This is a genomic window from Micromonospora sp. CA-248212, assembly GCF_050948405.1.
Classification (GTDB): Bacteria; Actinomycetota; Actinomycetes; order Mycobacteriales; family Micromonosporaceae; genus Micromonospora.
The window spans coordinates 4642439-4669303 of record NZ_CP192023.1; the positions used below are offsets into that span (position 1 = coordinate 4642439).

Genomic DNA, 26865 nt, shown 5'->3' on the forward strand with positions numbered 1-26865 from the left:
CACTGAACGCGCCGATCGCGGGGCATCAACTGGCCATCAAGTCGCACACGCCCTCGGTCCGGGCCGGCACGTCGGATGCCGGAGGAACCTCCCGGTCCGCGCGATGCCAGAGAGCAACGGGCAGGGCGGCGAAGAGGACGCTGGCAAGCCCGAGCAGACTGATGGCCGCCGCGACGCCGATCGCATCGGCGACCAGCCCGGCGAGGGCTGCACCGAGTCCGTGCGCGGTGAGGTTCGTGGAAGCCGCCAGGCCCAGCCCTCGGCCGCGCTGGTTGGCGGGGAGCAACTCCGCGAGCGTGGACACCGAGATGACGATGAGCACCGCCCACGCCGCGCCGCTGAGACCGAAGACCAGCATGATCAGGTACGGGTCGTCCAGCGCGATGACGGCCAGCAGCGGCAGGCCGGGCGCCACGCACGCCACCGGGAACACCCTCGGATGATGTGCCGCGACGGCGTACCTGGTGAAGAGGCCCAGGGCCGCCACGGCGAACAGTCCGGCCGAGGCCATGAACAGGCCGACCCACCGCGGGCCGAGGCCCACCTCGGCGGCGAGCGCCACGGCCAGCGCCTCCGGGGCGATGAGGAACACGGCTGAGAAGGTCATCAGGAAGATCGCCCGACGGGCCGACGACCGCCAGATGAGGCCGAGCGTCGAAGTGATCGTCGTCGGCTCACCGGCTGCCGCGGCGGCCGGACGACGCCTGACGAGCAGCAGGATGACGATCGCCGACACGGCGAACGTGAGGCCGTCGACAACCAGGCAGATGGCCGGCGTGAAGGCAGTGGACAGGAAACCGCCGGAGGCGAACCCGGCCAGCGTCGCGCCCTGGTTCACCGACTGCCGCACGGCCATCCCGGCGCCGTACCGCTCGGGCGGCAGGATGTCGCGCAGCAGCGCGAGGCGGGCGGCCTGGTAGGGGCCGCTCAGCAACGCCGACATCGCCACCAGGCCGCACAGCAGCGGCAGCGGAGCGCCGGGAATCGCCATGGCAAGGACGATCACCGCCCTGATCCCGTCGATGACTACCAGGACCTCGCGGCGAGGCCGGCGGTCGGCCGTCGACGAGAGCAGGACGCCGCCCACCACCGTGGGCAGGTAGGTGAGCCCGTAGGTGAGCCCGCTGAGCCCGGCTGACCCGGTTCGTCCGAAGACCAGCAAGGCCAGCGCCACCCGGGCGAGTTGGTCACCAAGCACCGACAACAGCTCGGTGATCGTGATGGCGCGGAACTCCCGATTGCGCAGCAGCGGCCCCATGGTGGCGTCCTTCCGGTTGCCGGCCCCGACCTGACACCCCGACGCTTACATCGACCACTGCAGATTCACTTCCGAACTGGCGCGCGCCGCGTTCAGTGCCTGTCCACTCGCCGACGGTTGACTCCGAGTCAGGTCAACGACGCCGAGGAGGTGGCCATGAAGAAGTTCACGCCGTACTGGTGACCCGGCATGCAGCCGTGACGACGGTCGGTGGAATCTCCCTCCCGGAGACGCCGCCGACCGTCCCGCCCACGACGTAACAACGCCGACTCGTAGACCCGATAGAATCGACTGGTCCACGTACGCCGTGCAGGTGGAAGCAAGCGTCATGTCGGTTCGGGGTCGATAAGCGTGGCCGTGCCAGTCTCTCCCGACCCACCCGGCGACGAAGATCCGCCGGTTGGTCGCTCCTCGGTGTCCCTGCAGATCCTCGGCCCGCTGCGGATCTGGCGCGACGACGTCGAGCTGGCTGCCGGCCCCCGGCAACAGGCATATCTCCTCGCGCTGCTCCTGGCCCGCGTCGGCAGGCCGATCAGCACGAGTGAGCTGATCGATCTGATCTGGGGCGATGACGTTCCCACCAGTGCCCTCAACGTGATCCAGAAGTACGTCGGCGTGTTACGACGGATCCTCGAGCCGGAACTTCCCGCCCGGGGCACCGGCTCGTTCCTGCACCGTCGCGGTAACTCCTATTTGTTCGTCGCCGCCTCCAGCGCGCTGGATCTCGTCGCCTTCCGGAGACTCGTGGGTGCGGCCACGGCCGCCGCGGCGCGGCAGCACCACGAAGCGGCGCTCGACCACTACATCGATGCGCTCGGCCTGTGGCATGGCCCGGCAGGTGGCGGCATCGCCGACGGGACGGGCGCGGAGGCCACCTTCGCCGTGCTCGACAACGAGTTCTACGACGCCTGCTCGGCCGCGGCCGAGCAGGCGGTGTCGCTGGGCCGACCGGAACGGGTGCTTCGCGCCCTGCGACTGGCCGCATCGATGGCACCGTTCCACGAACCCGTGCACGCCGGCCTGGTCGGTGCCCTAGGCGCCGCCGGTCGCCAGGCGGAGGCACTGGCGGTCTTCCGGGCGGTCCGCGATCGCCTCGCCGACGAGCTGGGCGTCGACCCAGGTCCGGCACTGGAGGACGCACACCGGCGGGTTCTGGCCCAGCCATCGGTGTCGCCGCCGTCGATGGACACGGCGGACGAGGTCCAGGTGAACGCAGGAGCTGGCCTCGTCGGCCGGATCGAGGAACTCGCCATGCTGCGACGCACCGTGCAGCGCGCCGTTGCCGGGGGCGCGGCCATCGGCATCCTCGAAGGTGAACCGGGCGTCGGCAAGACCCGCCTGCTGGAAGAGGCCGCGAAGGTGGCGGACCAGCACGGCGCGCTGGTGACCTGGGGTCGCTGCCTAGAGGGCGACGGAACTCCGTCGATGTGGCCGTGGGAGCAGGCGCTGAGCGCGGTCGTCGACAGTTTGCCCGCGCTGGAGCGGGAGAAGTGGCTCGCCAGCGAGCTCGGCATCCTGCTCGGGCTGGGCAGCGACGCCGTCCGGGCGGTTCCCGACGGTAGCGCTCAGTTCCGGCTCTTCGAGCAGGTCGTCGCCCTCGTCAGAAGTGCCTCGGCACAACGACCGACACTCCTGATCCTCGACGACCTGCAATGGGCCGATGATGCCTCCCGGCGCTTGTTCAGTCATCTGGCCGGCCGGCTGCCCGACCGCACCGCAATCATCGGTGCGCTTCGCGACAGGGCGCCGGTGCTCGACTCGGCCCTCTCCCAGGTGCTTGCTACGGCCAGCCGGCTGCCCGGCCACCGCAGGATCCGGCTCGGCCCGCTCGGACTGACCGACGTCACCGCACTCATCCGCCGTGAGGCCGGCCGTGAGCCCGACGACGCCGTCGCCCGCGCCATCCACGCCCGTACCGCCGGCAATCCGTTCTTTGTCCAGGAACTGTCCCGGCTGCTCAGCGAGGACGGCGCGCTCAGCGAGGACGGCGCATCCGGACCGGCGGGGGTTCCGTCCACCGTGCGCGACGTCGTTCGTGACCGGATGGCCGGCCTCGACGACGACGCGCGCGAACTACTGCGCGTCGCCGCGCTCATCGGCCGTGACATCGACCTGCGGCTGCTCTCGCGCGCCGCTGGCGTGGACGTCGCGGACTGCCTCGAACGCCTCGAGCCGCTGCACGCCCTCGGCCTGCTCGAACCCGGTCCGGAGAATCCGTCCTCGCTACGATTCGCACACGACCTGGTGCGCGAGTCGGTCTCCGAGACCACGGCGAAACAGCAGATCATCCGGCTACATCTGCGCGTCGCGGATGCGCTCGAACGGACCCATGGCCGCGACGAGGCCGTCGCCGAACGCCTCGCCTTCCATCTGTGGGCGGCCGGTGCCCTGGCCGAGCCTGTTCGCACCGGGGAGGCGCTGATCCGCGCCGGGCGCTACGCGGCGTCCAAGCTCGCGTTCGAGTCCGCCAATCGCCAACTGCGTGCCGCCGTGCAGATCACTCGGGCATCGGGGCTCATGGAGCTGGAGTTGTCCGCCCTCACGCTGCTCGCCATCGTGGTCAGACGGCAGTCCGGCTACGATGCCTCGACCTTCGATCTGCTGGAGCGGGCCGAATATCTGGCTCGCACTCTCGCCCGGGAGGCAGAGGCCGCCGACTTCGCCTTCATCCGCCTCATGGGCGCGTACACCTGCCTGGAGAAGAGTCGTGGGCAGTTGGCCCGCCGGATGCACGAGTACGGCCGGACGTCCTCCGATTCGGGTGTCCGACGCTATGGCCGGCAGGCCTGGGGCCTGTATCACTGGGACATCGGCAACATCGGCGAGGCGTACCGCTGTTTCGCCGGAGAAGACGACGACCCCTCCGTGCCGGACGAGGAGACTCCGCTGCGGCGGGACGGCAGCATTCCGGGGGAAGGACCCGGATGGCGGGCCGTGATGACCGCGCTGAACGGTGACGTCGAGTCGGCGCTGGCCTTCGTCAACACCTGGGACACCCCGGGTGATTCGTACGCGGCCGCGGTCTGCGTCTACTACACCACCATGATCGCATCCATGGCCGGTGACGCGGCCCTGGCCAGACGTGCCGGCGAGCGCTGGGTCTCCGCCGGGCTGGCCCGCCTTCAATCCCAGATCGACCACTACATCCGACAGAGCTGGTGCTGGGCACGGGCCCTCACTGGTGACGATCCGGCCGCTGCGGCGGCCGAGGCCGAGGAACTGCTGGCCGCCAACCTGCTCGACCCGCCGCAGTGGGGAATCGCCTACCACCATGCTCTGATCGCGGAGATGTGGCTGGCAGCCGGCCTCCCTGACCGGGCCGGGGCCGCCCTCGACCGGGCCGACCAGGCCGTCTGGGAGCACGGCCAGCGCTACAGCGAAGGCCTGCTCCTGCTGCTGCGGGCACGCCTGTCGCAGGCGCGGGGGGAACCCCACGCGGTGGTCCGGGCCGCAGCCGAACGAGCCCAGGCCCACTCCACCGCCCGCGGGGCCCGACTCTTCGCCCGACGCGCCGAACGATTCCTCGTCGAACTCACCGAGCCCTGCACCGCCCACACGACGATCCACGGATAGTGCACCACGAGGCTGGGCCCGGTGCGGGCAACGTCTCGGCCGTCCACCGGGCCGATCTATCATGACGAGGTGCCGCGCCAGACGTCCCCGTTCGGCGATTGCCTACGGGCATCGCGCCGGGCCGCCGGCCTGACCATAGAGCAGCTGGCCGAACGGTCCGGCGTCAGCGCCCGGGCCATCTCCGACATGGAACGCGGGCACAGCCGCGCACCGCAGACCCGTACCCTCGCCGCTCTCGCCGACGGGTTGGGCCTCGACGATGACGGCCGGGCCGGTCTCACGGCCGCGGCGAAGGAGGCCCGCTCCCCGAGCGCGGCCGGCAGGCCCCGGCTCTGCGAGCCACCACGCGGCGTCACGGACTTCGTCGGCCGGCGTGCCGAACTCGAGATCGTCCGGCACGCTGCGAAGCACGCCGCCGAGATCGACGACCCGCCGCCGGTCCTCGTCGTGCACGGGCAGCCGGGACTGGGCAAGACCGCGTTGGCGGTCCGGGCCGCGCACGAACTACGCGACGACTTCCCCGACGGCTGCCTGTACGTCGACCTGCGCGGGGTCGACGCCACGCCGCTCCCCACCGGAGACGCCCTGCTGCGTCTGCTGCGTGCGCTCGGCGTCCAGCCCAACCAGGTCGCCGACAGCGACGACGAGCGCTCCGCCCAGCTACGCGGGATCCTGCGTGATCGGCGCTGCCTGCTGGTCCTCGACAACGCCGGTTCGGAGGCCCAGGTCCGGCCGCTGCTACCGGCGGGCGGCAGGTGCCTCGTCGTGGTGACCAGCCGGCGCGCCCTAGGCGGCCTCGAAGGCGTACTGCGGATCGCTCTGCCGCCTCTCGCGCCGGAAGAGTCCGCCGACCTGCTGCGTGCCATCGCCAGGCAGGCCGCCGACCCACAGACGGCGCCGCAGGTCGACAGGGTCACCGACCTGTGCGGGCACCTGCCGTTGGCGCTGCGGATCGCCGGGACCCGCCTTTCCACGCGTCCGCACTGGACGGTCCGGCACCTGGTCGACCGGCTCGCCGACACCGGCCACCGACTGGCTGCGCTGTCCACCGGCGACGCCGGAGTGGCCACCGCGTTCGCGCTGTCGTACACCCAGTTGCCGGCCCCCAGCGCCCAACTGTTTCGCCGCCTCGCCCACGTTCCGGCCGCCGACTTCGCGGCGCCGCTCGCGGCGGCGCTCATCGAGGCCGCGCTGCCCGACGCCGAGGACCGCCTGGAGGATCTGGTGGAGGTCGGGCTTCTGCAGACTGAGGGCGTCGACCGTTACCGATTCCACGACCTGATCCGGCTCTACGCCGACGAGCGGCTGCACGCCGAGGAACCGAGCGACACCCGGGCGGAGACCGCGGAACGGATGAACACCTGGCTGCTGGACACCGCCGTTGTCGCCGGCCGGTGGTACGAGCCCGGCTACGGCGGGTTGCCCGACGGCTGGGCCGGCCTGGTGCCCCTGGCCAGCATGGAGGAGGCTGACGCCTGGCTGCGGGCGGAGAGCGACAGCTGGCTGCCGGCGCTGCGTACCGCCGCCGCCCAGGGCCGGCACCAACTCGTCGCCGACGTCGCGGCGGCAACCCGCTGGTACTCCGAGTCGACGCTACGCTGGCGCGGCTGGTGGGAGGTACGCCGGCTGGCCCGCGCCGCCGCCAACGCACTGCCCGACTTGCGCCAGCAGGCCTTCCACACCAGCCTCTACGCCTGGACGGCGGTCCAACTGATGGCCCTCTACGAGGAGGCCACGGAGGCGGCGATGGAGGCATACCGGCTCGCACAGTCGATCGGCGACCCCCAGGAGCAGGCCCGGGCGCTCAGTTCGGCCGGCCCCGCCTGGCTGAATGTCCGCCGCTTCGACGACGCGCTGTGGGCCCACCGCACCGGGTGCGAGCTGGCCGACCGGGCCGGCGATCACGCCCTGTACGTGGATCATGTGGTGGGCATCGGCCATGCGTTGGAGCACCTGGGCCGTTACGACGACGCGGTCGGTGAGTTCCAGCGCGCCCTGACCGAACTCGACAGCCGTCCGGTGGCGGCCCGCCCGGCCTTCACCCTCCGGGGCAGCGCGATGTACGGGGTGGCGTCCTCCTTGGTCCGCGCCGGGCGCCACCAGGAGTCGCTGCACGCGGTCGAACGGGCGCTGCCGCTGCTGATCGAGAATCGGGACGACGACTTCGTGGCCTTCGCACTCGTCCTCCGGGGCAAGGCCCGGGCCGCACTCGGCCAGTCCGCCGAGGCTCGCACCGACCTGACCCGCGCCCTGGAGATGCTCGCCGGCAGCCTGCCCAGCCGGCTCGAGGACGAAGCCCGGGCGATGCTGCCCACGCTGGACGGCACCGGTCCCACCGACCTCACCCGTGACCTGGAGGCGCTCGCCGCCAGCCTGGACAGCCGGATCGAGACCGAGGCCCGGGCGACGCGGGCCGTCCTCGACGGCACCGATCCTGCCTGACGTTCTGCGTATTTTCCTTCGTTGTTCGGCCCCGACCAGCTTGTTTGCATGGTGACATGGTTATGTCACCTTCTGTTGTCACCTCATCGCTGCGTCGCGGCCTCACGTCGGGCCAGATCGGGATGCTCACCATCGGCGGGGTCATCGGCACCGGGCTGTTCCTCGGCTCCGGCCTCGCCGTCTCCATGGCCGGACCGACCGTACTGCTCACCTTCGTCGTCGGCGGGCTCCTCGCGATCGCCCTCACCTACGCCGCCACCGAGATGGCGCTCGCCCATCCCGACCTGCACGGGTTCGGCGCGCTCGCCCACCGCTACCTCGGCCCCCTCGCCGGGTTCACCCAACGCTGGCTGTACTGGGGTGTGGTCGCGATCGGCGCCGGCACCGAAACCGTCGCCGTAGGGATCTACATCCGGTACTGGTGGCCGCAGGTGCCGCTGTGGATCCCGGTCATGCTCGCCGCCGCAGCGATCATCACGGTCAACGTGTTTCCGGTGCGGGCCTTCGGCACGGTCGAGTACTGGTTCTCGTCCATCAAGGTTGCCGCGATCGTGGTGTTCCTTGTTCTCGGCGCCGTGCTCCTCACCGTCGGGCTGCCCAACCGACCGGCGACCGGCCTGTCGGCGATCAGCGACGCACCGTCCTACCTGCCCCACGGACTCACCGGCCTCGTGGTCGCGCTGATCGTGGCGACCTTCAGCTTCGGCGGCACCGAGGCGCTCGCGCTGACCGCCGCCGAGTCGGCCAACCCCGGGCGCGACCTACCGCGCGCGGCGCGCGGGACGATTCTGCGCGTATGCCTGTTCTACCTGCTCAGCATGGTGGTCATCGTATCGGTGTCGCAGGCCGTCGGCCGGGTGCCGGACGGCGCGCTCGCCACGAGCCCGTTCGTGCTGGTCTTCGAGTGGACCGGGCTGCCGGCCGCCGCCGCGGTGATGAACTTCGTGGTGCTCACCGCCGCGCTGTCGGCCCTCAACACGGTTTTCTACGTGTCGACGCGCACGCTGCACTCGCTCGCGGTCGACGGCCAGGCGCCGGCCTGGGCGAGACGGGTCAACCGCCACGGTGTGCCGGTGAACGCGGTCGCCGCGTCGGCCGTCGGGCTTCCCCTGGCGGTGACGGTGTCCCTCATCTCGCCCGACGACGCGTTCGCGAAGCTGCTCGGCATCGCGTTGTTCGGCGCCGCCACGACCTGGGTGCTCATCTTCGCGACCCACGTGGCCTTCCGCCGCCGGCGCACCGCCGACGAGGCGCGCCGGTCGCCGCTGTCGCTGCCCGGCGGTTGGCACACCAGTGCCGCGGCGGCGGTTGCGATGGCGGCGGTGGTCGTGAGCATGCTGTTAGTCGGGACGTTCCGGGTCGCGTGGACGGTCGGCGTACCGACCGTGGTGGTGATCGTGGTGACGTACGCGCTGACCCGAAGGGTGCGGTGCACCACCCCGCAACAGTGATCCGCAACCACGGCGCCGTCCCAGTCAGCAGCCGAGCCGCCGACTGGAGACGGCGCCTCGTCGCTCCAGAGACCGATTGTCACAATGCAGCTGTACGGCCGCCTCTCACGCGTCGATCAGGCCGACGATCTGCCGAGACTTCAGATCAGGCAGGTGCGGCGGGAGATCCAGGCAGGTGCCGACTCGGCTCGAGCGCAAGGTGAGGCCCGCGCTCGGTTCGCCGCCCCCACTCGCGGCTGTTCGACCGGACGTCCCGCGCGACGCCATAGCTCACGACCGTCGGTTCCCCCAGCCGGAGGATCTGGTCACCGGTCGGCCGTCCGGATCGGGTCGTTGCACCGGGCGATCGTCGTACTCGGTGGAGAGGACGACGTGCGAGTTCATCTCTCCATGCTCGCCGAGCCGTTCGAGCAGTCCTTCGAGGTGCTGCATCGACGCCGCCCGCACCTTGAGCATGGTGCAGGAGTTGCCGGACAGCTTGTGCACCTCGTAGACCTCTGGAAGGTCGTCAGCGGTGGAGGTCCTCAGCAGGCATCGTCCGTGGGCGCACCGCATCTGCACAAAGGCGGTCAACGGTAGGCCGGCGGGTGCTGGATCAACGATGGCCCGGTAGCCGGTGATCACCCCCATGTCCTCCAGGCGCCGCACACGCTCGGCGACGGATGGCGGGGAAAGGTTGATCTGGCGGCCAAGTTGGTTGTACGACACGCGCCCGTTGCGCTGCAACTCCCCGATGATCCGCCAGTCGGTCTGATCCAGCGATCTGTTCATCTGTAAACCCAATCAGCAAAGCATCTTATGGTCGTAAACCCCTAACAGCCGAGACGAGGGAAGTGCCCATTCATTGGCGGATCTTAGCTTTCTAGCGTTGATCCATGCCAGCAGATACCTACGAGGTGACGCCGTCCACAAGAGACCACACGCGCGCTATGCCGGCCCTGTTCACGGGAGCCGCGATGATCAACGCGGCCATCTCGGTGGCAAGCGCTGTTGCCACGATCGTCGCCGCTGACCGGCTCGGTGCCGGGTGGGGCGGATTACCAAACGTGGCCGCGATTTCGGGTACTGGCCTCGGTGCCCTGATGGTGACGGCCGTAATGGGTCGACGGGGCCGGCGCGCGGGCCTCGTCGTCGGCTACCTCTGCGCCACCGCGGGCGCCGCGCTGGCGGTGTTCGCCGTCGCCCACAACGACGTCGCGGGTCTCAGCCTCGGCATGCTGTGCATCGGGCTGGGCAACGCCGCCGCCGGATTGTCCCGCTACGTCGCCGCGGAGTTGTATCCACCGCGGCGACGAGGCTTCGCCATCGGCGTGCTGACGTGGGCGGGGACCGTGGGCGCGGTGGGCGGACCACTGCTGCTCGGACCCGCCGCGGCCGCCGCCACCAGACTCGGCGGGGCGGCGGCGTTGGGACCGCTCGTGCTCGCCGCCCTGGCCGCCGGCGTCGCCGTGCTCGCCGCGACCGCCGCGCCAGCAACCGTCGTAGAACATGGAGGTCCCGCGGTCAAGGTGCGGCCTCTCCTCGCCATGCCGACGGTCCGGTCGGCGTTCGCGGTGATGGCCACCGCACAACTCGTCATGATCGCGGTGATGACCGCGGCACCACTGGACATGCACCTGCACGGTCACGGGCTCGGCGAGGTGGGCGCCGTCCTCTCGGCACACACGCTGGGCATGTTCGCACTCTCCCCGTTGACCGGTCGGTTGGTGGACCGCGTCGGCACGCGACCGGTAATGCTCGGTGGTCTGCTCACCCTGTCCCTCGCCGCCGTCCTCACCGCGGCCAACACGCATACCCAACCCCGCGCGGTTGCCCTTCTTCTCCTCGGCTACGGATGGAACCTGTGCTTCATCGGCGGAAGCACCCAACTGACCCAGAACCTGCCACAGTCGCAATGCGTCCAGGTCGAAGGTGCCGTCGACAGCGGAATCTGGAGCATCGCCGCCATCGCTGGTCTCGGCTCCACGGCGATCCTGGCCACCGGCGGATACCGGGCCCTCGCCGGCCTGGCTATCCTCGCGGTCATCCCGTCCGCGCTGCTGGTGTCCAGAACAGCAACCACCAGCAGTTGACTCTCGGCCTTCCCCGGTTCCCGCCGGCGCCTGGCTGCGCCTCGCCGTGACAGCGTGGTCAGGGTCCGTGGATCTGACGGTGTTTCTGGCCCGACCTGCCAGGCGTTGTGCCTGGTGAGGAGGGTGCCGTGATGACCGCGACACTGAACGAGCAGACCGGAGGTAAGAAGCGACCCGGACTGTCGGCGGAGGCGAAGGCTACCGCCGACCTGGTCCGGGCCGCGAAGGAACAGGGTCTGTCGTTGACCGGCCCGGAGGGGCTGCTCAGGCAGTTGACCAAGACGGTTTCTGGAGACCGCGCCGGACGAGGAGATGATCGAGCACATCGGCTATGCCATACAAGAACCCCGATATCGTTGGAGCCGGCTTCCTGGCCGTCGCTGCGTTGGCATCGGCTGGGCACGAGGAGAGACTGAGGCTGTGGGCGTTGCTGACGAAGCGGAGATTCACCGGGTCGTCCTGATCCGAGATCTGGTGACTGGTGCGGTCGGTGTCGTGGTGGCGTCGTTCGCCACGGCGGTGGTCTTTCCTCCCGAAGACCCGGTGGGACGCGTGCTGGTGATGGCGGTCGCCTGCGGCCTGTTGGCGACGGCGCTGAGCGACTGGCGTGCGTCACTTGCCGTCGCGGTCGTGGCCGTCGGCGTGTTCGTCGGTGTCCTCGCCGACGGCGCGCCACCGGCTCCGTCTCCGTGGGGCTTCACACCGATCTTCGTGGTGGCCGTGGTGTTGGGTGCAGGAAACCGGTACCTGCGCGTGCTGAGGCGCAGGGACGAGGGGCACCGCCGGTCGTAGCTCGTAGCGAACGTTCCAGGCGCGGCTGCCGGTACGATGGGTTCCGGTGCGCCGGGAAGTCTGGTCGGCAAATGGCTCCGACCCGTCTTCCGAAAGGTGCTCGCCTGTGATGTCCAACCCGCAGTCACCCCCTCGTGTCCTCGGCCGCGGTTCCTGGGCCGAGGCGAGTCGCATCGCTGAGGTGCTGCGCAAGGAGACGATCGGCGGGGCACTGCTGCTGATCGGCGCCGCTGTGGCGCTGATCTGGGCCAATTCCCCGTGGGCGCACCGCTATGAGGCGATGACGGCGTTTACCGTCGGGCCTCACGCGCTGCACCTTGACCTCTCGCTGGCCACCTGGGCGGCCGACGGGCTGTTGGCGATCTTCTTCTTCGTCGCCGGTCTCGAACTCAAGCGCGAGTTCGTCGCCGGCGACCTGCGTGATCCGCGCCGCGCCGCGGTCCCGGTCGCCGCCGCGATCGGCGGCGTACTCGTGCCGGCTCTGGTGTACGTGGTGGTGAACTCAGGCGGCGCGCTGAAGGGTTGGGCGGTGCCGACGGCCACCGACATCGCGTTCGCTTTAGCCGTACTGGCGGTGATCGGCCGGCATCTGCCGACCGCGCTGCGCACCTTCCTGCTGACCCTGGCAGTGGTGGACGACCTGCTGGCGATCGTCATCATCGCGGTCTTCTACACCGCCCACCTGTCGGTGCTGCCGCTGCTGGCCGCGGCGCTGCCGCTGGGCTTGTTCGCGCTGCTGGTGCAGCGGCGGGTGCGCTCGTGGTGGCTGCTGCTGCCGCTGGCGTTCGCGACCTGGGCGCTGGTGCACGCCTCCGGCGTGCACGCCACCGTCGCCGGGGTGCTGCTCGCCTTCGCCGTGCCGGTGCTGCGCTCCAGGGGCACGGGTCCAGGGGTGGGTCTGGCCGAGCACTTCGAGCACCGATTCCGGCCGATCTCCGCCGGCGTCGCGGTGCCGGTGTTCGCGCTGATGTCCGCCGGAGTGGCCGTCGGCGGCCTCGACGGCCTGGCGCAGGCGCTCACGGACCCGATCGCGGTGGGCATCATGCTCGGCTTGGTCGTCGGGAAGCCGATCGGCATCCTGCTGGCAACCTGGCTCGTCGCCCGGTTCACCCGGGCCCGGCTGGACGCCGGGTTGGCATGGATCGACGTGACCGGGCTGGCCGTGCTTGCCGGCATCGGTTTCACCGTCTCGCTGCTGATCGGCGAACTCGCCTTCGGAATCGGCAGCGACGCCGACGACCGGGTCAAGATCGCCGTGTTGGCGGGCTCCCTGATCGCCGCCACCCTCGCCATGATCATCTTGCGAGTGCGGAATCGCGGGTACCGGCAGATCTTCGAGGCCGAGCGGGTCGACCGTGACCATGATGACGTTCCCGACGTCTACCAGAGATAGGTCCACCGCGAGTGGAGCCGCCATGCGACATCAGCGCGATCAACGCGCGGCCCCGGGCGTATCGTCGGTGCATGCGCGCTAGCGATGTGGCGATCTCCATGGACACCGTCACCGAGGACATGCCGGCCCGAGAGGCCGCCCGGATCCTGGCCGCGCAGGATCTGCCCGGCCTGATCGTGGTGGACGCCGCAGGCCGTCCGTCGACGGTGCTGGCCGGCACGCAGGTACTGCGGATGGCGCTGCCGTCCTATTGTCAGGACGATCCGGCGCTGGCGCGGGTGATCGACGAGGCTGCCGCCGATGTGGTCCTGGCGGGGATCGGTAACCGGACCGTCGCGGACCTGCTCCCCCGCAACCGGCCAGGTCTGCCGGTGGTCAGCACGGACGCCACCCTGCTCGAGGTCGCCTCGGTGATGGCCCGGACCAACGTGCCGCTGGTCGCGGTCGTGGACCGCGACCAGGTGATGACCGGGGCCATCACCCTCGACGGGCTGCTCGACCGAATTCTCGGCACCTGAGCGTCAGAAGAACCGCAGCCACAGGTACGGCACCGCGATCGCCACCGAGATCACGGTCACGATCAGGCCGTACTTGGTGAACCCCCAGAAAGTGATCTTGTGCCCGGCCCGGTCGGCGATGCCGAGCACCACCACGTTCGCCGAGGCACCCACGGCAGTGGCGTTGCCACCGAAGTCAGCCCCGATGGCGAGTGCCCACCAGAGCACCTGCGCCTTGTCGAGCCCGCCCTCGGCGTTCACCAACTCGCTCACGATCGGGCTCATCGTCGCCACGTAGGGGATGTTGTCCACGATCGCCGACAACCCCGCCGAGGCCCAGAGCAACAACATGGTGGCTGGCCACAACTTGCCCTCGACGGCCTCGGTCGCCGACCGGGCGATGCTGTCGATCACCCCGGTGGCGACCAGTGCGCCGACCATGACGAACAGGCCGGCGAAGAACACCAGCGTCGGCCACTCGACGTCCTTGGCCACCTCTTCCGCGTCCAGCCGGGACAGCACCAGCAGGAGCAGCCCGCCGAGCAGGGCCACCACCGACGGCTCCAGGTGCAGCACGGTGTGCAGGCCGAACGCGACCAGCACCGCGCCGAGGACCACCAGGCTGATCACGACGAGGCGGCGGTCGCGAATCGCGTCCGCCTCCCGCAGCGCCATCACCCGCGCGGCGCGCTCGGCGTTGTAGCGAAATGCCTTTCGGAACATGATCCGGCACAGGCCGATGAACACGACTATCACGATCAGCACCAACGGGGCCATGACGTTCAGGAAGTCGGTGAAACTCAACCCCGACCGGCTGGCGATGATGATGTTCGGGGGGTCGCCCACCAGAGTGGCCGCGCCACCGATGTTGGACGCCATCACCTCGGCGATCAGAAAGGGGATCGGCGGCACGTCGAGCCGCTCGCAGACCAGCAGCGTCACCGGCGCCACCAGCAGCACCGTGGTGACGTTGTCCAGCGCCGCCGACACCACGGCGGTCACCACCACCAGGATCACCATGATCGGGAATGGACGGCCGCGGGCCTTCTTGGCGCTCCAGATGGCCAGGTACTCGAACAGGCCGGTGCGTTTCAGCACGCCGACGATCAGCATCATGCCCAGCAGCAGGAAGATGACGTTCCAGTCGATCCCCGCCTCTTCGGAGAAGAACGCGTGCTCGGCGTCGGTGGCCCCGATCGCCAGCATGATCGACGCACCGCCCACCGCCACCGTCACCCGGTTGATCTTCTCGGTGGCGATCAGGACGTAGGCGGCGGCGAAAACGGCCACCGCGATCCAGGCCAGGGTGCTCATGGGGCGTCTCTCCGGTTCTGGTCAGCCGTCACCGCGACGCCGACCAGGCTTCCCGGCACACCTGAGATCAACCTAGCAGGCGGACCGGTCAGCCACCGTTCTGCACGGGTTCGCCGCCTTCGGGCCGTCGACGGCTCTGCCCTTTCGGCCCGCCAGTGCGATCGCTGTCCGGTACGGCACCGTCGCCGCCAGCGGACGTGGTCCGGTCCTGGCCGGGCGCGAGGTCGGCTCGCCGTGCCGAGCTCACCGTCGCGCGTCGCACCCGGCGGATCCGGCGCAGCACGCCATGCCACCCGGGAGTCTCATCCGCGTCGTCGAACGCCCTCGCGACCAGGACGTCGGTCGAGGAGTGCGCCAGGATGGACAGGACGATGGTCAGCGCTACCAGGTGAAACACGTCGTCGGCCGCGCCGATGCCGGACTCGAGGACCAGCAGGCCGTAGACCACCGAGGCGAAGCCCTTGGGGCCGAACCACATCGCGGCGGCCTGTTCCCGCAAGCCCAGCCCGGAGCGCAGGAACGAGATCCACAGCGCCACCGGTCGGGCGACCACGATGGCGAGGACGGCGAAGACCCAGCCGGCCCAGGAGATCTCGCCGAGGAACTCCACCGAGATGAGCGCCCCGAACACCAGCAACGCGGCCAGCTTCAGCAGTTCGGCGATGTTCTCCCCGAAGTGCTCGAACGCGGCCCGTTCGCGCGGGCCGAAGGTCGCCACGGTGATACCGGCGGCGAACGCGGCGAGGAACAGGTTGCCGTGGGTGGCCTTTCCCAAGGCCAGCACCAGCAGGCCGATCGCCACCCCGTTCAGTGGCGCGTACGCCGCGGACGCGGCGAACCAGCGGGTCCGTTCCAGCGCGATCGCCGCCAGCGGCACCAACACGCCGATCAGCAGGCCTACCGCCAGTTCGGTGCCGAGCTCACCCAGGTGCAAATCGTCCGACCCGGCCGCGACCGCCAGCAGCACCACCACGAACGGCAGCGCCAGTCCGTCGTTGACGCCGGACTCGACGTTGAGCAGGTGCCGCAGCCGGGCGGGAACCTTGTCGTTGCCGACCAGCGCGGCGGCGAACACCGGGTCGGTGGGGGCGAGGATCGCCCCGATCAGCAGCGCTTCCGGCCAGTCCAGGCCGGCGACGTAGTGGGCGAGTATCGCGGTGACGAGCAGGGTGAGCGGTAGTCCCCAACCGAGTGCGCGTCCGGGCAGCCGCCACGCCGAACGCAGGTCCGCCCACCCGACCCGCATCCCGTCGGTGAACAGCACCGCGAACAGCGCCAGCTCGGCGAGTTGCGCCACGATCGGCGAGTCGGCGCGCAGGTGCAGCACACCGGTGGTGTCCTCGCCGAGCAAAAACCCGGCAAGCAGGAACAGCGCCGCGGTGGACAGGATGGTGCGGTGTGCCAGTGCCGAGACGAGCACAGCGGCCAGCAGGACGGCGGCGAAGCACAGCAGCAGCAAGGAAACCCCTCCGAGAGCGCGAACCAGCACGGTGCCGACCAGACTTCCCGGCGCTCCACGGATCCCGGTGATCGTAACGGCCACCGACACGAGGCGCGACGGCGGCCAGCGCCAGCCGGATTCGCGTCAGGTTGGGGAGCCCGTGCAGTCGGGTGCGTACCACCAGCTCGTGCAGAACCGCCAAGACTCCCCGTCTTGCCATCACTGACGGCAGCGACCGATTCAAGCAGCGTCGAACCATGGCTTGCCGGCCGCCCAGTGCCGAACCCACCCGACGAACCCCGACGCCCCGGTGGTGTAGCCGAACTCCGCTCCGAAGGGCACCGCACCCTCACCGCTGATATTCCAGATATGCCCGCGATGCGGGCCGGTCACGATGAGATGCCAGTACATCCCACAGCCATCCGTGCCGAGCACGATCGAACCATGGTCGAAGACGGGTTCGAGCAGCGGCTCGATCTCCTCCACCGGCCGGGAGTCCTCCTCCCACAGCCACGCTTCAATCAGCGGGAACGAGGCCGCCAACTCGCGCACCGGGCGATCGTTGCCCCAGTCATCGGGCATCTCGGCTACGCCGAGGAGACCGAAGTCCGGTGGTCCGGAGAACGATCCGTCGGTGATCTCCGCGACGAAGGTTCGGTACGGCTCCGGCAGTACGACCCCATGCTCCGCTTCAAAGGCGTGCACCCCTGGCCAGCCCAGAGCCGATTCAGTGGCGTCATCCACCACGAAGGCAGCTCGAAGCTCGACGAGGTCGCCTAGCTGGGTGTAGCTGTCCATGACGCGTAGTCGTATCACGTTGGACCGGGCGGAGAGGAGTTGGTCCGGCCCAACCTCACCCTCTGGTCCAGGTTTGGCTCCACGCATTCTTCACGGGCGCGGCGGCACGGCGCCTCGATGGCGCGAGTCGCGGGCTACCTGTTGACACACGGCACGACCGCAGCCCGGCCAGACCTGAAGACAAAGGAGCATCCTTGTTCGTCGCAAACGGGCTGCCCCTTACGCCCTCGTTCAGCGATCGCTTTCTTCGTTGGTAATCGGCTATGCGGCGACGAGGTTCGACAGCACGGCATGCGCTGCGCTAGGCCTGTTGAGCAGCGAAAAGTGACCACTTCGGATGTCAACAGGACGCCGCACCGGCTCTGACCTGCCAGAACGTGAGGCCACAGGGTAGACACGGGTGCAGTTGAGCGCCGGTCTCCGCCATGTGAGCGAAGTTCGAAGGTGGGCGTCGTTAGCAGGCCGCGTACCACGTCACGGCAGAGGCCTGGCGGGACGCTGCCTAGCGCGCTGCGGCATGAGCGGATGCGGTCTAGTCAGAGTCCCAGTGAAACTCTCAGGTAGCGCGCCGCGATGCTGTGTTGGCCGAGGCGCGACCTGACAGCGCCGATGTTGCCGAGGGCGAGCGCGATGTTGAATGAGCCCTCTTCATCGCGACGGGGCTGGTCACGGCGGTGGGGTGGGGGGCAGGGATCGACGTAGGGCGAGGCTCCCGGTAAGACAGCAGTCGACCAAGATCCGACGCCAAAACCGGAAGCCTCGCTGTTGTCCTACCCTGCCGCGATTCCCCTGTCCGACCGCACCCTCATCTGACTCGCTGACCTGATCCACAACCACCGAACGCAGGTGGAGGATCGCGCAGCGCCTGGCTGGCGGTTCAACAGGTTTGACCCGAGTACCAGGCGTTGGATACGGCGTTGGCGCCGCCGATGTCCCACGTTCCCGGGCCGATGCACCAGCTCCAGTCGTCGCGGGGCCACGTCGCGTCGACGTAGATGAGCACATGGGTGTTCCCGCAGTGGTTGTACCAGGCCGTCACCGCGTCTTCGTAGTAGCCGCAAACCTGCACGGCGACGTCCTCGCTGCCGGGCTTGGCCTGCTCCGAAATCGCGGTGGTTTCGGGTTGGGACAGGCGGGAGCTGGCGCCCGGACTTGCCTGTGCCACGGTCCCGGACAGGGTGAGTGCGCCAAGGATCGCGGTCACTGCCGAGATCCGAAACGCCGTTCTGTACCACATTTTCACAATGGTCTCCTGTCAGCCGCCGCTGCGGCCTAGATGATGCTGCTGGCTGCATGGAGTGATCGATGTACTTCGTCGCGCTCCTTCCATCGCGAAAACACGGATCGATGCAACACGCTCAAGTGAACCTTCTTCCGTAAGCCGGAATCAGATTCAACCCTGACTGAGCGGACTTCCTAAGATAAGAGTGCAGGCCACAGCCGAGTCTGTCGTTACTGGTAAGCGCACAAGTCTTTAGTCTGCGCGTACTCTCGCGGACTGCTCGCGGAACTGGCGTGGCGAAAGACCGTAGGCGCTGCGGAAGACCTGGCTGAAGTGTGCCGGGCTGGTGAACCCCCACTGGGCGGCGATCGCGTGGATCGGGCGCGCGTCCAGTTGGGGGTTGGCGAGGTCGCGTCGGCACTGCTCCAGGCGACGCTCACGGACCCAGCCGGCAACCGTGTGCCCTTCCTCGTGGAACAGCTTGTGCAGGTATCGCAACGAGATGTGATGCGCTGCGGCAATCGCGTCCGGTGTCAGGCGCGGATCGCCCAGGTTCTCTCGGACGAAGGCGTGGATCTGAGCCATCAACGCTCGCCGTCGGGTGTGGGAGGGCACCGCGCTTTGGACGTCCAGCGCGTTGGCCAGTGCCGCTGTCAACACGTCAATGGTGAGGGTGGACAGCCGGGCCGCGTCCAACGGACTGAGTTCGTCCATGTGCCGGGCAAGGTGCAGCAGGAATTGTGAAGATAATGCGCCGACGCCTTGGGCGCCAGGGATGCGAACTGCGCTCAGGCGCCGCAGCTCCCTGGGGGGCAACGGCAGTAACAAGCGCGGGAAGCGCAGGAGCAACAGCTGACTAACTGGCACATCCGGGGTGAATTCGGCCAGGTAGGGCCGAGAGGTGTCATACAGTATCAGGTCCCCCACGCCGAAATCTGTGCGCTGGCCGTCTTGCGTGATCATGCCGCCACCACGCACAAGGCAACCCAGCTTGAACACCTCGGGATCGGCCTGCCGAATGAGCTTGGGAGTGCGGTGGACCGAGTGCGGCATCGTGGTCATTAATGTCGCCTGCACGGGCCCGAACTCGCTGATCCCGACCTGAGCCCGAAATCCGGGCTCCCACTGCGATTCACAGCGCAAATCGTAGGGCACCCAGAGCTTCGAGTTTACCTCGCGCCAGAAGGCGAACCCGTCTTCAACCGGGACCTCGGTGGTGCTGACTACGTCCATGACTCACCTTCGCGCTGTCGCTGCAGGGGTCAGATCACGATAGCTTGGCGTCGATATAGCGGCGTTGCGATGTTATGGTGCCGGTCAGGCATTGAGGGCTTTTGACGTGGTCAGCGTCGGTTACGCCGTCAGGTCGTGCTCGCCGACGTCAACCTGCGCATCGGGCGGGGTGAGACGGTCGGGTTACGCGGACCGTCCGGCAGCGGAAAGTCGACACTGGTCCGGGTCCTGGCACTCCTGCACCACCCCGACCATGGCCGGGTCAGCATCGACGGCACCCCGGTCACCGCCGTTCGCTACGCCGTACCAATCGCCCTCCGGACCCGCGTCGCCGCCCTCTTTCAGAGCCCGCGCGACAACCGTCGGCGGGAGCGGGTCGGCCGCCGGTTCACGATCCCTGGGCTGGTCACCGTGGCGCCGATGCGGCTGAGATCAACTGCCGCCATAACGGACTTAGCAGACGGTTCAGCGCTTGACGCCGGATTCACTGCCGTTGGTCCTCAAGGGCCGAAGCCATCGAAAAAGATCTTGACTCAACCAGGGAAACGCCGTTAACCTCGAGGAAGCGCCGTTAACCAATTCTGTGGAGGTCGTCATGACCGAGTCCTTGAGCATCGCCGGCAACAACCTCACTTATGAGGTGTCCGGGCACGGTCCTCTCGTGGTCCTGGCGCACGGTATCGGCGACAGCCGGCACTCGTATCGTTTCCTGGCTCCGGCCTTGGCCGACGCCGGGTACCGGGTCGCCAACGTCGACATTCGCGGCTGCGGCGACTCCAGCCTCGGCTGGGACGGGTACAGCCGCACCGACATCGCCAGCGACCTCGTCGCCGTCGTGCGTCACCTCGGCGGCCCGGCCGTGATCATCGGGCAGTCGATCAGCGGCGGCGCGGCGACCATCGCGGCGGCTACCGCGCCCGATCTGATCAACGGCGTCATCGAGCTGGCGCCGTTCACCCGCGTACAACCCTTTGATCTTGGCGGGCTGCTGCGGGTGAAGCGCTTCCGGACCGGCTACAGCCAGATGGGGCAGGTCATGGTGCTGGGAAGGCTGGCGAGCTGGAAGAAGTACCTCGACGCGGCGTATCCGGTCAAGCCCGCCGACTGGGACGCCGAACTGAGACGCATCGAGGCGAAGCTGACGGAGCCCGGCCGGATGAAGGTTCTGCAGGCCATGTGCAAGACCAGCCCGAGCGACGCCGGCGCGCAGCTGGCCAACGTCACCTGCCCGGTCCTGGTCATCGAGGGCAGCCTCGACCCCGACTGGGCCGACCCCCGCGCCGAGGGCGAGAAGATCATCGCCGACCTGCCCCCGGGCCTCGGCGAGCTGGCCGTCATCGAGGGCGCCGGTCACTATCCGCACGCCCAGACACCGGATCAGGTCCTCGCGCTGGCCCGGCCTTTCCTGAACAAGACGCTGGCGAATGCCTAGGGCTGGGCTCACCGCGCTGTCGGTCACCGAGGCCGCGGCCGCCCTGGTCGACGAGGTCGGTTTCGAGAACTTCAGCATGGGCCTGGTCGCGGAACGGCTCGGGGTAAAGACCCCGGCGCTCTACAAACACGTCGCCAGCCAGGCTGATCTGGTCCACCGTGTCGCTGTCCAGGCCATGGCCGAGTTCGCCGACGCCATTCGTGACGCCATCCAGGGCCGGGCCGGCAGTGAGGCCCTCGCCGCCGGCGCGCAGGCGATGCGGACCTACGTGCTGGAGCACCCCGGCCGGTACGCGGCCGGCGATGCCGCTTCTTCCCGCGCGACCGGGCCCGACGACCCGATCATCCCCGCCGTGCAACGGGTTGTCGCCTCCTGGGCGGCGATGCTTCGCGGCTACCACCTGGACTCCAGCCAGGAGATTCACGCCCTGCGGATGCTCCGCAGCGTCCTGCACGGGTTCTCGACCCTGGAAGCAGCCGGCGGGTTCCGGTTCGACGCATCTGTCGACGACAGCTTCACCTGGATGGTCGATTTTCTCGACCGCGGCCTACACGCCATCACTACCACGACCAGCGGCACCCTCGTCCGCTGACGGATCGTCGACGACCCGACCCGACCACCTCATCCCGGAGGACCGACATCAGCATCACCCGGGCACCCACGATCACCGCGACACCACCACCCGGCAGCCACTGATGGTGACCATCGACGAAGAGCCCCAAGACTCCAGGATCGAGCGGCACGCGAGCTGGGCCGAGCTGTTCTTCGACCTCGTGGCGGTGGCCGGCGTGGCTGCCCTGGCACACGTGCTCGGGCCGGAACTAGACGGCGCGGCGCTCGGTCTCTACGCCCTGTTGTTCCTGGCTCTGTGGCTGTCCTGGACGACGTTCATGTTGTACGGCAACGTAGCCGCCGGCCAGACCCGGGTGCTGCGGCTGATGGTCGGCATGTTCGGCCTCGGGACCATGGCCGCGTCCGTGCCCGGCGTGGCGCACGCCGTGCTCGAGCACGGCGACGACCTCCGTCCGCTCAACGTCTTCGCGATCGCTTACATCACCACGCGCGTCTACGGGTCCAAGTCGTGGCAACGCGGCGCCGTATTGCTGGACTTCCCGGTCGTGCAGTACTCGGCCGGACTGCTGCCCTGGTTCGCGTCGCTCTGGGCCGACGAACACTGGAAGCTCGCGCTCTGGGCCGCCGGAGTCAGCCTCGACCTGCTGCTGATCCTGGTCCTGTCCGGCAGCAGGATCCTGCAGCGGGTCCAGTCGTACCTCACCGCGCCAGAACGTACTCGACGTCGCCCTCGATCGGGAGGCCGTCCCGACGGCACGGGACTGGTCATCCACGGGGTATCGGTTGATCCGGGCCACCTGGCCGAGCGGCTGGGACTCTTCGTGATCATCGTGCTGGGCGAATCGGTGGTCCAGATCGTCGCCGCCGCCGGCGAGACGCGGTACGACCCGGGCCTGCTGGCCACCGCGATCGCGTCCTTCATCCTGCTGGCCGGCATGTTCGGCCTGTCGGTCGTCTTCGGATACGCCGGCCTGCCGCACCTGCGCGTCGGCCGGATCCCCACCCGCTCCGCCCTCGGCCTGCACTGCCTGGTCACCGGCGTCGTCGCCACCATCGCCGTACCGCTGTCCCTGGCGGTCAGCCACGGCTCCGACCCACTGCCCGACCAAGGTCGCTGGCTGCTGTGCGGCGCGGTTGCGGCCTACTTCACCCTCGGGGTGGTCACCGGCGTCGCCAGCCACAGCTCCGATCTGCAAAGGACGATCTCACGGGTCACCACCGGCATCGCGGCCCCACTGCTGCTCGGCCTGCTCGCCACCGCCGTCAGCGCCCGAACACTCGTGGTCTATGTGGCTCTGATAGTCCTGGCCCACCTCTGGTTCGAACGACGACTGAAGCCCATTCAGCCCGCTCCCACCAATGAAGCGCCCGACCGCGCGGGCGGCTCATGAACCCTTCCAGTGAGCCAGCCATCGCACCCGAAGTGCCCGTACCGGCACAACCCGACACCTCCTGGGCACACACCCCCTCACCCACAGCATCCGCCACCCGTGAAACCGCCGTGACTCGGCCACGAACACCCCTCTCCCCTCGAATCTGGCCGACCAATTAGTTACTTAGACCGGAATGGACCACATCATGAACAAGCTCCGCCCCCTCGCGGCTGCCACCTTCCTTCTGGGCCCGGTGATCTATCTCGCCGCCGAAGCGATCGCGGCCGCGGCGTGGAAATCGCCTACCTACAGCTACGCCGACAACTGGATCAGCGACCTCGGATCCGCAACCGCCGGGGTGTTCCAAGGCCGCGAACTCAACTCCCCGCTGCACGTGGTCATGAACACCGGATTCATCGTTCAGGGCATCCTCTTCGGGATCTCCGCGGTGCTGCTATCGCGGACGCTCGGCGGACGGCGCACCTTCACCGCCGTGATGGGGGTCGTGACCATGATCGGCTACATCCTGGTCGGAACCTTCCACGGTTCCCTACAGGCCCAGCAGAACGGCACGCTTCCCCTGCACTTCACCGGAGCAACGCTGGCCATCGTCGGCGGGAACGTGCTCGCCCTCGTCCTGGGCATCCACTGGCGAAAGATTCCCGAGACGCGGCTGATCGGTCTGGTCAGCATTATCGTCGCGGCGTTCGGCCTGGTCTCCGTGACCGCTCTCTTCCTCACCTTCGATGCCGGCCTGCCCTCAGGTGCGATCGAACGCGGCTCCGTCTACACCATCGTCATCTGGCAACTCGTCGTCGCCGTCACACTCCTGCGCAGCCGGGCCGACTCCCGCGTACCCCACGTCACCGCGACCATTTAGTCCATAAGCACGGCATCCACAAGCAGCTGACCCGCCCGCTCCAGAACCCCGATCGACGACCGGGTACAAGCCCCAGGTCCACAACCCCCATCACTTCCAGTGAGTCGGTTGCGCCTATGCACAGCACACCGCCCCGCTGGATGCGGGTTGCCACGAATGCGACCGCGCGCTGGAGCTTCCACGCAGGACTCGCCGGTCACACCCATCGGCAAGGCCGTCCAACCCGCACGCCGGCGTCTTACCCCACGGTCGCGGTATCGCGACCGAGTCGGCTGCGACGCCTGCCGCGGCGACGTTGTCGTTCGACGAGATGTTCTACCAGTAGCGACCCGATCCGTTGTCGCCCCGTAGGGCTCAACTCATATTCAAGGAGGCGCCATCGTGAGCATAAACAGCATCGACGAGCAAGCACCCGTCATCTCCAGGCACAGGATCGTGATCGCCGCCCCCATCGGAACCCTGTGGCGGCTGCACACCGATGTCAACGCGTGGCCGAACTGGCAGAAGGCCATCGATCGGTCGCACCTGGAAGACGACTTCCGGCCCGGCGCGACCTTTACATGGGAGACCTACAACCTCACCATCTCCTCCACCATCTACCAGGTCGAGCCGCAACGACACACGTTGTGGGGCGGACCCACCGAAGGCATCACGGGAATCCACTCCTGGACATTCACCCTCGTCGACGGTGGGGTACAGGTTGACACCGAGGAGTCCTGGAGCGGCGCCCCAGTGACCGCCGACGTTGCGGGCATGCAGACCGCACTGGATGGATCACTCAAGGCCTGGCTCGATCATCTCCACATCGCCGCGGAGTGACCTTCACCAGCCGCAGCAACTCGGCGTGACAGCTCGGACAAGTCGCAGCCCTCGCAGGCAAGACGCCATGTTCTACGGCGACATCTACCTCACCGACGACGCCACCGCCGCCACCGTCGGCTTACCCCGATACCGGCCCATCCCACCCCCCGCGAACTACCCCACCCGCCTCAGCGACGCCGCAGGCCCCCCACGCCGACCGCTTCGACCTACTCGACCGACTGCTCACCAAGGACCGACCCACCGAACCCCACTACTACCTCGCGTTCCTAGCCGTGCAACCCACCGCCAGACGCTCCGGACGCGCCACGGCCTTGCTCAACCAACACCGCAGCCGACTCGACCACGTGAACCTCCTGTCCTGGACCAGCACCACCACCGACGCCGAGAACATGCACATCCGCCACGGCTGCATACCACAACCGACCATCAACTGCCCGAAGGCCCAACCCTGAGCACCATGCGCCGAAACCCGCGTCATCACACCCCTGGCCAACCAAAGCCAGTCCCACCACAACCCAACGAATCCGCGCCATTCCATCCAGTTCCCTGAGCATGCGATCCGCAGGCCATCTGTCGACAGAAAGGACGACGACTCCCTCGCCGGGACCGCAAGCCGGACGGCCCCTCGCCTGCGCCTGTCATCCCCTGGACCTTCCGGTAACGCCAACGGCACCGCGATGTACCCGACATGCTCACCCCACTGTCGGACCGCTCAGAAGCTGTGCCCGACTCCACACACGCGCCATTCCCGTCACGAGTTGGCGCGGCCCGGCCGGCGCCCGTGCGCGCGGCTCGTGGCGATGACAGCCGCAGCCGCACCGACCGACAGTGCAATGGCGAAGCCGATCATCGTGGGTGCGAGCGGTACGTGCCGGATTATTACGCTGAACGCGATCGAGGGCAGGCCCATGCCGAGATACGCGATGACGAAGAAGACGGCGAGTACGCCAGCGCGCGACGCCGGCTCGGCTGCGATGGCCGTTTGCGTCACAGCGCCCTTGAACAACAGTCCCGCGCCACCGCCCGCCAGAATGGCTGCTACGAAAAAGAGCGATAGAGCCGGGTGGTAGAGCGAGACCGCGGTAAGGGCGAGCCCCGCCGGGAACATAACAGTTCCGGTCACGAGCAGCGGCCGCTGAGAGAGTCGGCCGAGGGCAATCTGGGTCACGGCGGAGGAGCCGAACGAGGCGAACAGCGCCAGCCCGACCACGAACTGCGACGTGATGCCCAGTTGTCCTCGGACGATGATCGCGCCGAGCGAGGAGAACAGGCCCATGACCGCGAAGGCGAAGAAGCCGATCACACCTGCGGTTCCGAACGCTACGCGCTGGCCGGCACGCAAGCGGAATCGATCGGGGCGGTCCTGGGTGCGCATCGTCCTGTCCACGGTCTCAGGGCTCAGCAGCACCAGGAAGAGCAGCACCGTCATCGCGACCGCGAATACCAGGTACGAGGTGGAAAGGGGACCGCGAACCCACTGAGTTAGAGCGCCGGCGACGACCGGGCCGAGAGCGAGACCACCGAGATTCGCCACCGATGCAACCAGCGCCGGGGTGGGCGATGCTGGCCGATCTGGATAGGCCCGGCGGTACAGGTCACTCAGGTAGGCGGTGGAAGTGGCAGTCATCAGGCCCACCGCGACGCCGGTCAACAGGCGCCCGATGATCAGGCCGGTCAGCGACGGCGAGGCCGCGAGGACCACTGCCGCCACAATGCCGACCACGAGGGCCGGTGCGATGATGCGGCGACGGCCCATCCGGTCGGAGAGGTGACCCAGCGCCAGGAAGCTTGCGGCCGCGCCGACGACCATCACTGCGAAGGCTACCGTGACGGTCGTGGCGCCAAAGTGGTCACGCGCCTGGTAGAGCGGCCAGAGCGGAGTGGGTACCGTGCCAAATGCCATCAGCGTTAGGAAAGCGACAGCCACGGACCAGAAGCCGGAGATGTGCGAGACCTGAGCCGTACGTGTTCCCGACGGCTGGGTCGCGGCCACTTGGTCCGCGACGGAAGGGGTGGTGCTCATGCGTCAGATGCCTTTCGAAAATCGTCTTCGAGGCGTCCCTATGGATGCCCACGAATAACAACGCTGTCTGTTCCAGATCGTATGCCGAATACGCCGCAGCCGCCGCAGATGGATTCCATCGCAAATACAGATGATCGGCCGGGGGCGGTGAAGCACGACTGCGCCTCAGATCGAGACCATCTCCGTCGCAGGTCGTCGCGACGCCCGTACAAGTGTCAGGCTGTGGGTTCAGCAGGACAGGAGCGTCGCTTCACTCAAGGAGAACCAGTGACTGAA

At 68.5% G+C, this 26865-nt stretch carries 20 protein-coding genes and 2 pseudogenes; 14 read left to right on the top strand and 8 right to left on the bottom strand.

The features are described from left to right. Positions 1–25 precede the first annotated feature (25 nt). Positions 26–1258: an MFS transporter gene (locus ACQP03_RS21845; protein ID WP_433458207.1), complete on the bottom strand. Its 1233-nt coding sequence runs from the start codon at positions 1256–1258 to the stop codon at positions 26–28. Between the two features lie 414 nt (positions 1259–1672). On the opposite strand from ACQP03_RS21845, the gene ACQP03_RS21850 reads away from it, so the two are divergent. The 3 genes from ACQP03_RS21850 (at position 1673) to ACQP03_RS21860 (ending at position 8724) form a co-directional block, all read left to right on the top strand. After that, positions 1673–4831 (top strand): BTAD domain-containing putative transcriptional regulator, encoded by a 3159-nt coding sequence (locus ACQP03_RS21850; RefSeq protein ID WP_433458209.1) that lies wholly within the window; start codon positions 1673–1675, stop codon positions 4829–4831. 69 nt (positions 4832–4900) lie between these two features. Further along, positions 4901–7273 (top strand): ATP-binding protein, encoded by a 2373-nt coding sequence (locus ACQP03_RS21855; RefSeq protein WP_357134621.1) that lies wholly within the window; start codon positions 4901–4903, stop codon positions 7271–7273. Between the two features lie 62 nt (positions 7274–7335). After that, positions 7336–8724 carry an amino acid permease gene (locus ACQP03_RS21860; RefSeq protein WP_357134623.1) on the top strand — a complete coding sequence of 463 codons (1389 nt, stop codon included), beginning with the start codon at positions 7336–7338 and terminating at the stop codon, positions 8722–8724. Positions 8725–8994: 270 nt separating this feature from the next. On the opposite strand, the gene ACQP03_RS21865 is transcribed toward ACQP03_RS21860, so the two are convergent. Next, positions 8995–9495 (bottom strand): Lrp/AsnC family transcriptional regulator, encoded by a 501-nt coding sequence (locus tag ACQP03_RS21865; RefSeq protein WP_357134625.1) that lies wholly within the window; start codon positions 9493–9495, stop codon positions 8995–8997. Positions 9496–9806: 311 nt separating this feature from the next. On the opposite strand from ACQP03_RS21865, the gene ACQP03_RS21870 reads away from it, so the two are divergent. The 5 genes and pseudogenes from ACQP03_RS21870 (at position 9807) to ACQP03_RS21890 (ending at position 13499) form a co-directional block, all read left to right on the top strand. Further along, the gene (locus ACQP03_RS21870; protein WP_357134626.1) at positions 9807–10796 is read left to right on the top strand and encodes an MFS transporter; all 990 of its coding nucleotides are present in this window, start codon (positions 9807–9809) and stop codon (positions 10794–10796) included. A gap of 131 nt (positions 10797–10927) precedes the next feature. Further along, a pseudogene (locus ACQP03_RS21875) lies at positions 10928–11129 on the top strand (IS256 family transposase); the annotation flags it as partial. Beyond that, positions 11109–11588 (top strand): hypothetical protein, encoded by a 480-nt coding sequence (locus ACQP03_RS21880; protein WP_357174267.1) that lies wholly within the window; start codon positions 11109–11111, stop codon positions 11586–11588. The pseudogene ACQP03_RS21875 and the gene ACQP03_RS21880, both read left to right, overlap by 21 nt. Positions 11589–11697: 109 nt before the next feature. Beyond that, complete coding sequence (gene nhaA, locus ACQP03_RS21885; protein ID WP_357174111.1) at positions 11698–12981, top strand: Na+/H+ antiporter NhaA; 1284 nt, start codon at positions 11698–11700, stop codon at positions 12979–12981. A 71-nt stretch (positions 12982–13052) separates the two neighbouring features. Continuing rightward, positions 13053–13499 carry a CBS domain-containing protein gene (locus ACQP03_RS21890; protein WP_357134629.1) on the top strand — a complete coding sequence of 149 codons (447 nt, stop codon included), beginning with the start codon at positions 13053–13055 and terminating at the stop codon, positions 13497–13499. Positions 13500–13502: 3 nt separating this feature from the next. On the opposite strand, the gene ACQP03_RS21895 is transcribed toward ACQP03_RS21890, so the two are convergent. The 5 genes and pseudogenes from ACQP03_RS21895 to ACQP03_RS21915 form a co-directional block, all read right to left on the bottom strand. Next, positions 13503–14792 carry an ArsB/NhaD family transporter gene (locus tag ACQP03_RS21895; RefSeq protein ID WP_357134631.1) on the bottom strand — a complete coding sequence of 430 codons (1290 nt, stop codon included), beginning with the start codon at positions 14790–14792 and terminating at the stop codon, positions 13503–13505. A gap of 253 nt (positions 14793–15045) precedes the next feature. Continuing rightward, positions 15046–16251 (bottom strand): annotated as a pseudogene (locus tag ACQP03_RS21900) (cation:proton antiporter); the annotation flags it as partial. Between the two features lie 222 nt (positions 16252–16473). Next, positions 16474–17031 (bottom strand): SMI1/KNR4 family protein, encoded by a 558-nt coding sequence (locus ACQP03_RS21905; RefSeq protein ID WP_357174114.1) that lies wholly within the window; start codon positions 17029–17031, stop codon positions 16474–16476. A gap of 877 nt (positions 17032–17908) precedes the next feature. Then, a complete protein-coding gene (locus ACQP03_RS21910) occupies positions 17909–18235 on the bottom strand; it encodes a DUF6355 family natural product biosynthesis protein (protein ID WP_357174117.1) in 327 nt (108 codons plus the stop codon). Positions 18236–18505: 270 nt separating this feature from the next. Beyond that, positions 18506–19486 carry a helix-turn-helix domain-containing protein gene (locus ACQP03_RS21915; protein WP_357174120.1) on the bottom strand — a complete coding sequence of 327 codons (981 nt, stop codon included), beginning with the start codon at positions 19484–19486 and terminating at the stop codon, positions 18506–18508. A 135-nt stretch (positions 19487–19621) separates the two neighbouring features. Between ACQP03_RS21915 and ACQP03_RS21920 the strand changes: the two genes are divergently transcribed. The 6 genes from ACQP03_RS21920 to ACQP03_RS21945 all read left to right on the top strand — a co-directional run bounded on the left by ACQP03_RS21920 (position 19622) and on the right by ACQP03_RS21945 (position 24563). Next, on the top strand, positions 19622–20041 hold the full coding sequence (locus tag ACQP03_RS21920; protein WP_357174123.1) for an ATP-binding cassette domain-containing protein: 420 nt from the start codon (positions 19622–19624) through the stop codon (positions 20039–20041). A 40-nt stretch (positions 20042–20081) separates the two neighbouring features. Then, positions 20082–20918 (top strand): alpha/beta fold hydrolase, encoded by an 837-nt coding sequence (locus ACQP03_RS21925; RefSeq protein ID WP_357174126.1) that lies wholly within the window; start codon positions 20082–20084, stop codon positions 20916–20918. Further along, on the top strand, positions 20911–21510 hold the full coding sequence (locus ACQP03_RS21930) for a TetR/AcrR family transcriptional regulator (RefSeq protein ID WP_357174129.1): 600 nt from the start codon (positions 20911–20913) through the stop codon (positions 21508–21510). The genes ACQP03_RS21925 and ACQP03_RS21930 overlap by 8 nt, the downstream gene beginning before the upstream one ends. Before the next feature lie 103 nt (positions 21511–21613). Then, positions 21614–22882, top strand: a complete 1269-nt coding sequence (locus ACQP03_RS21935) for a low temperature requirement protein A (protein ID WP_357392396.1) — start codon at positions 21614–21616, stop codon at positions 22880–22882. A gap of 187 nt (positions 22883–23069) precedes the next feature. Further along, positions 23070–23744: a DUF998 domain-containing protein gene (locus ACQP03_RS21940; RefSeq protein ID WP_357174135.1), complete on the top strand. Its 675-nt coding sequence runs from the start codon at positions 23070–23072 to the stop codon at positions 23742–23744. Positions 23745–24125: 381 nt separating this feature from the next. Beyond that, entirely contained in the window at positions 24126–24563 is a 438-nt protein-coding gene (locus ACQP03_RS21945; RefSeq protein ID WP_357174138.1) for an SRPBCC family protein, read from the top strand. A 754-nt stretch (positions 24564–25317) separates the two neighbouring features. On the opposite strand, the gene ACQP03_RS21950 is transcribed toward ACQP03_RS21945, so the two are convergent. After that, a complete protein-coding gene (locus ACQP03_RS21950) occupies positions 25318–26589 on the bottom strand; it encodes an MFS transporter (protein ID WP_357128559.1) in 1272 nt (423 codons plus the stop codon). Between the last annotated feature and the right edge of the window lie 276 nt (positions 26590–26865).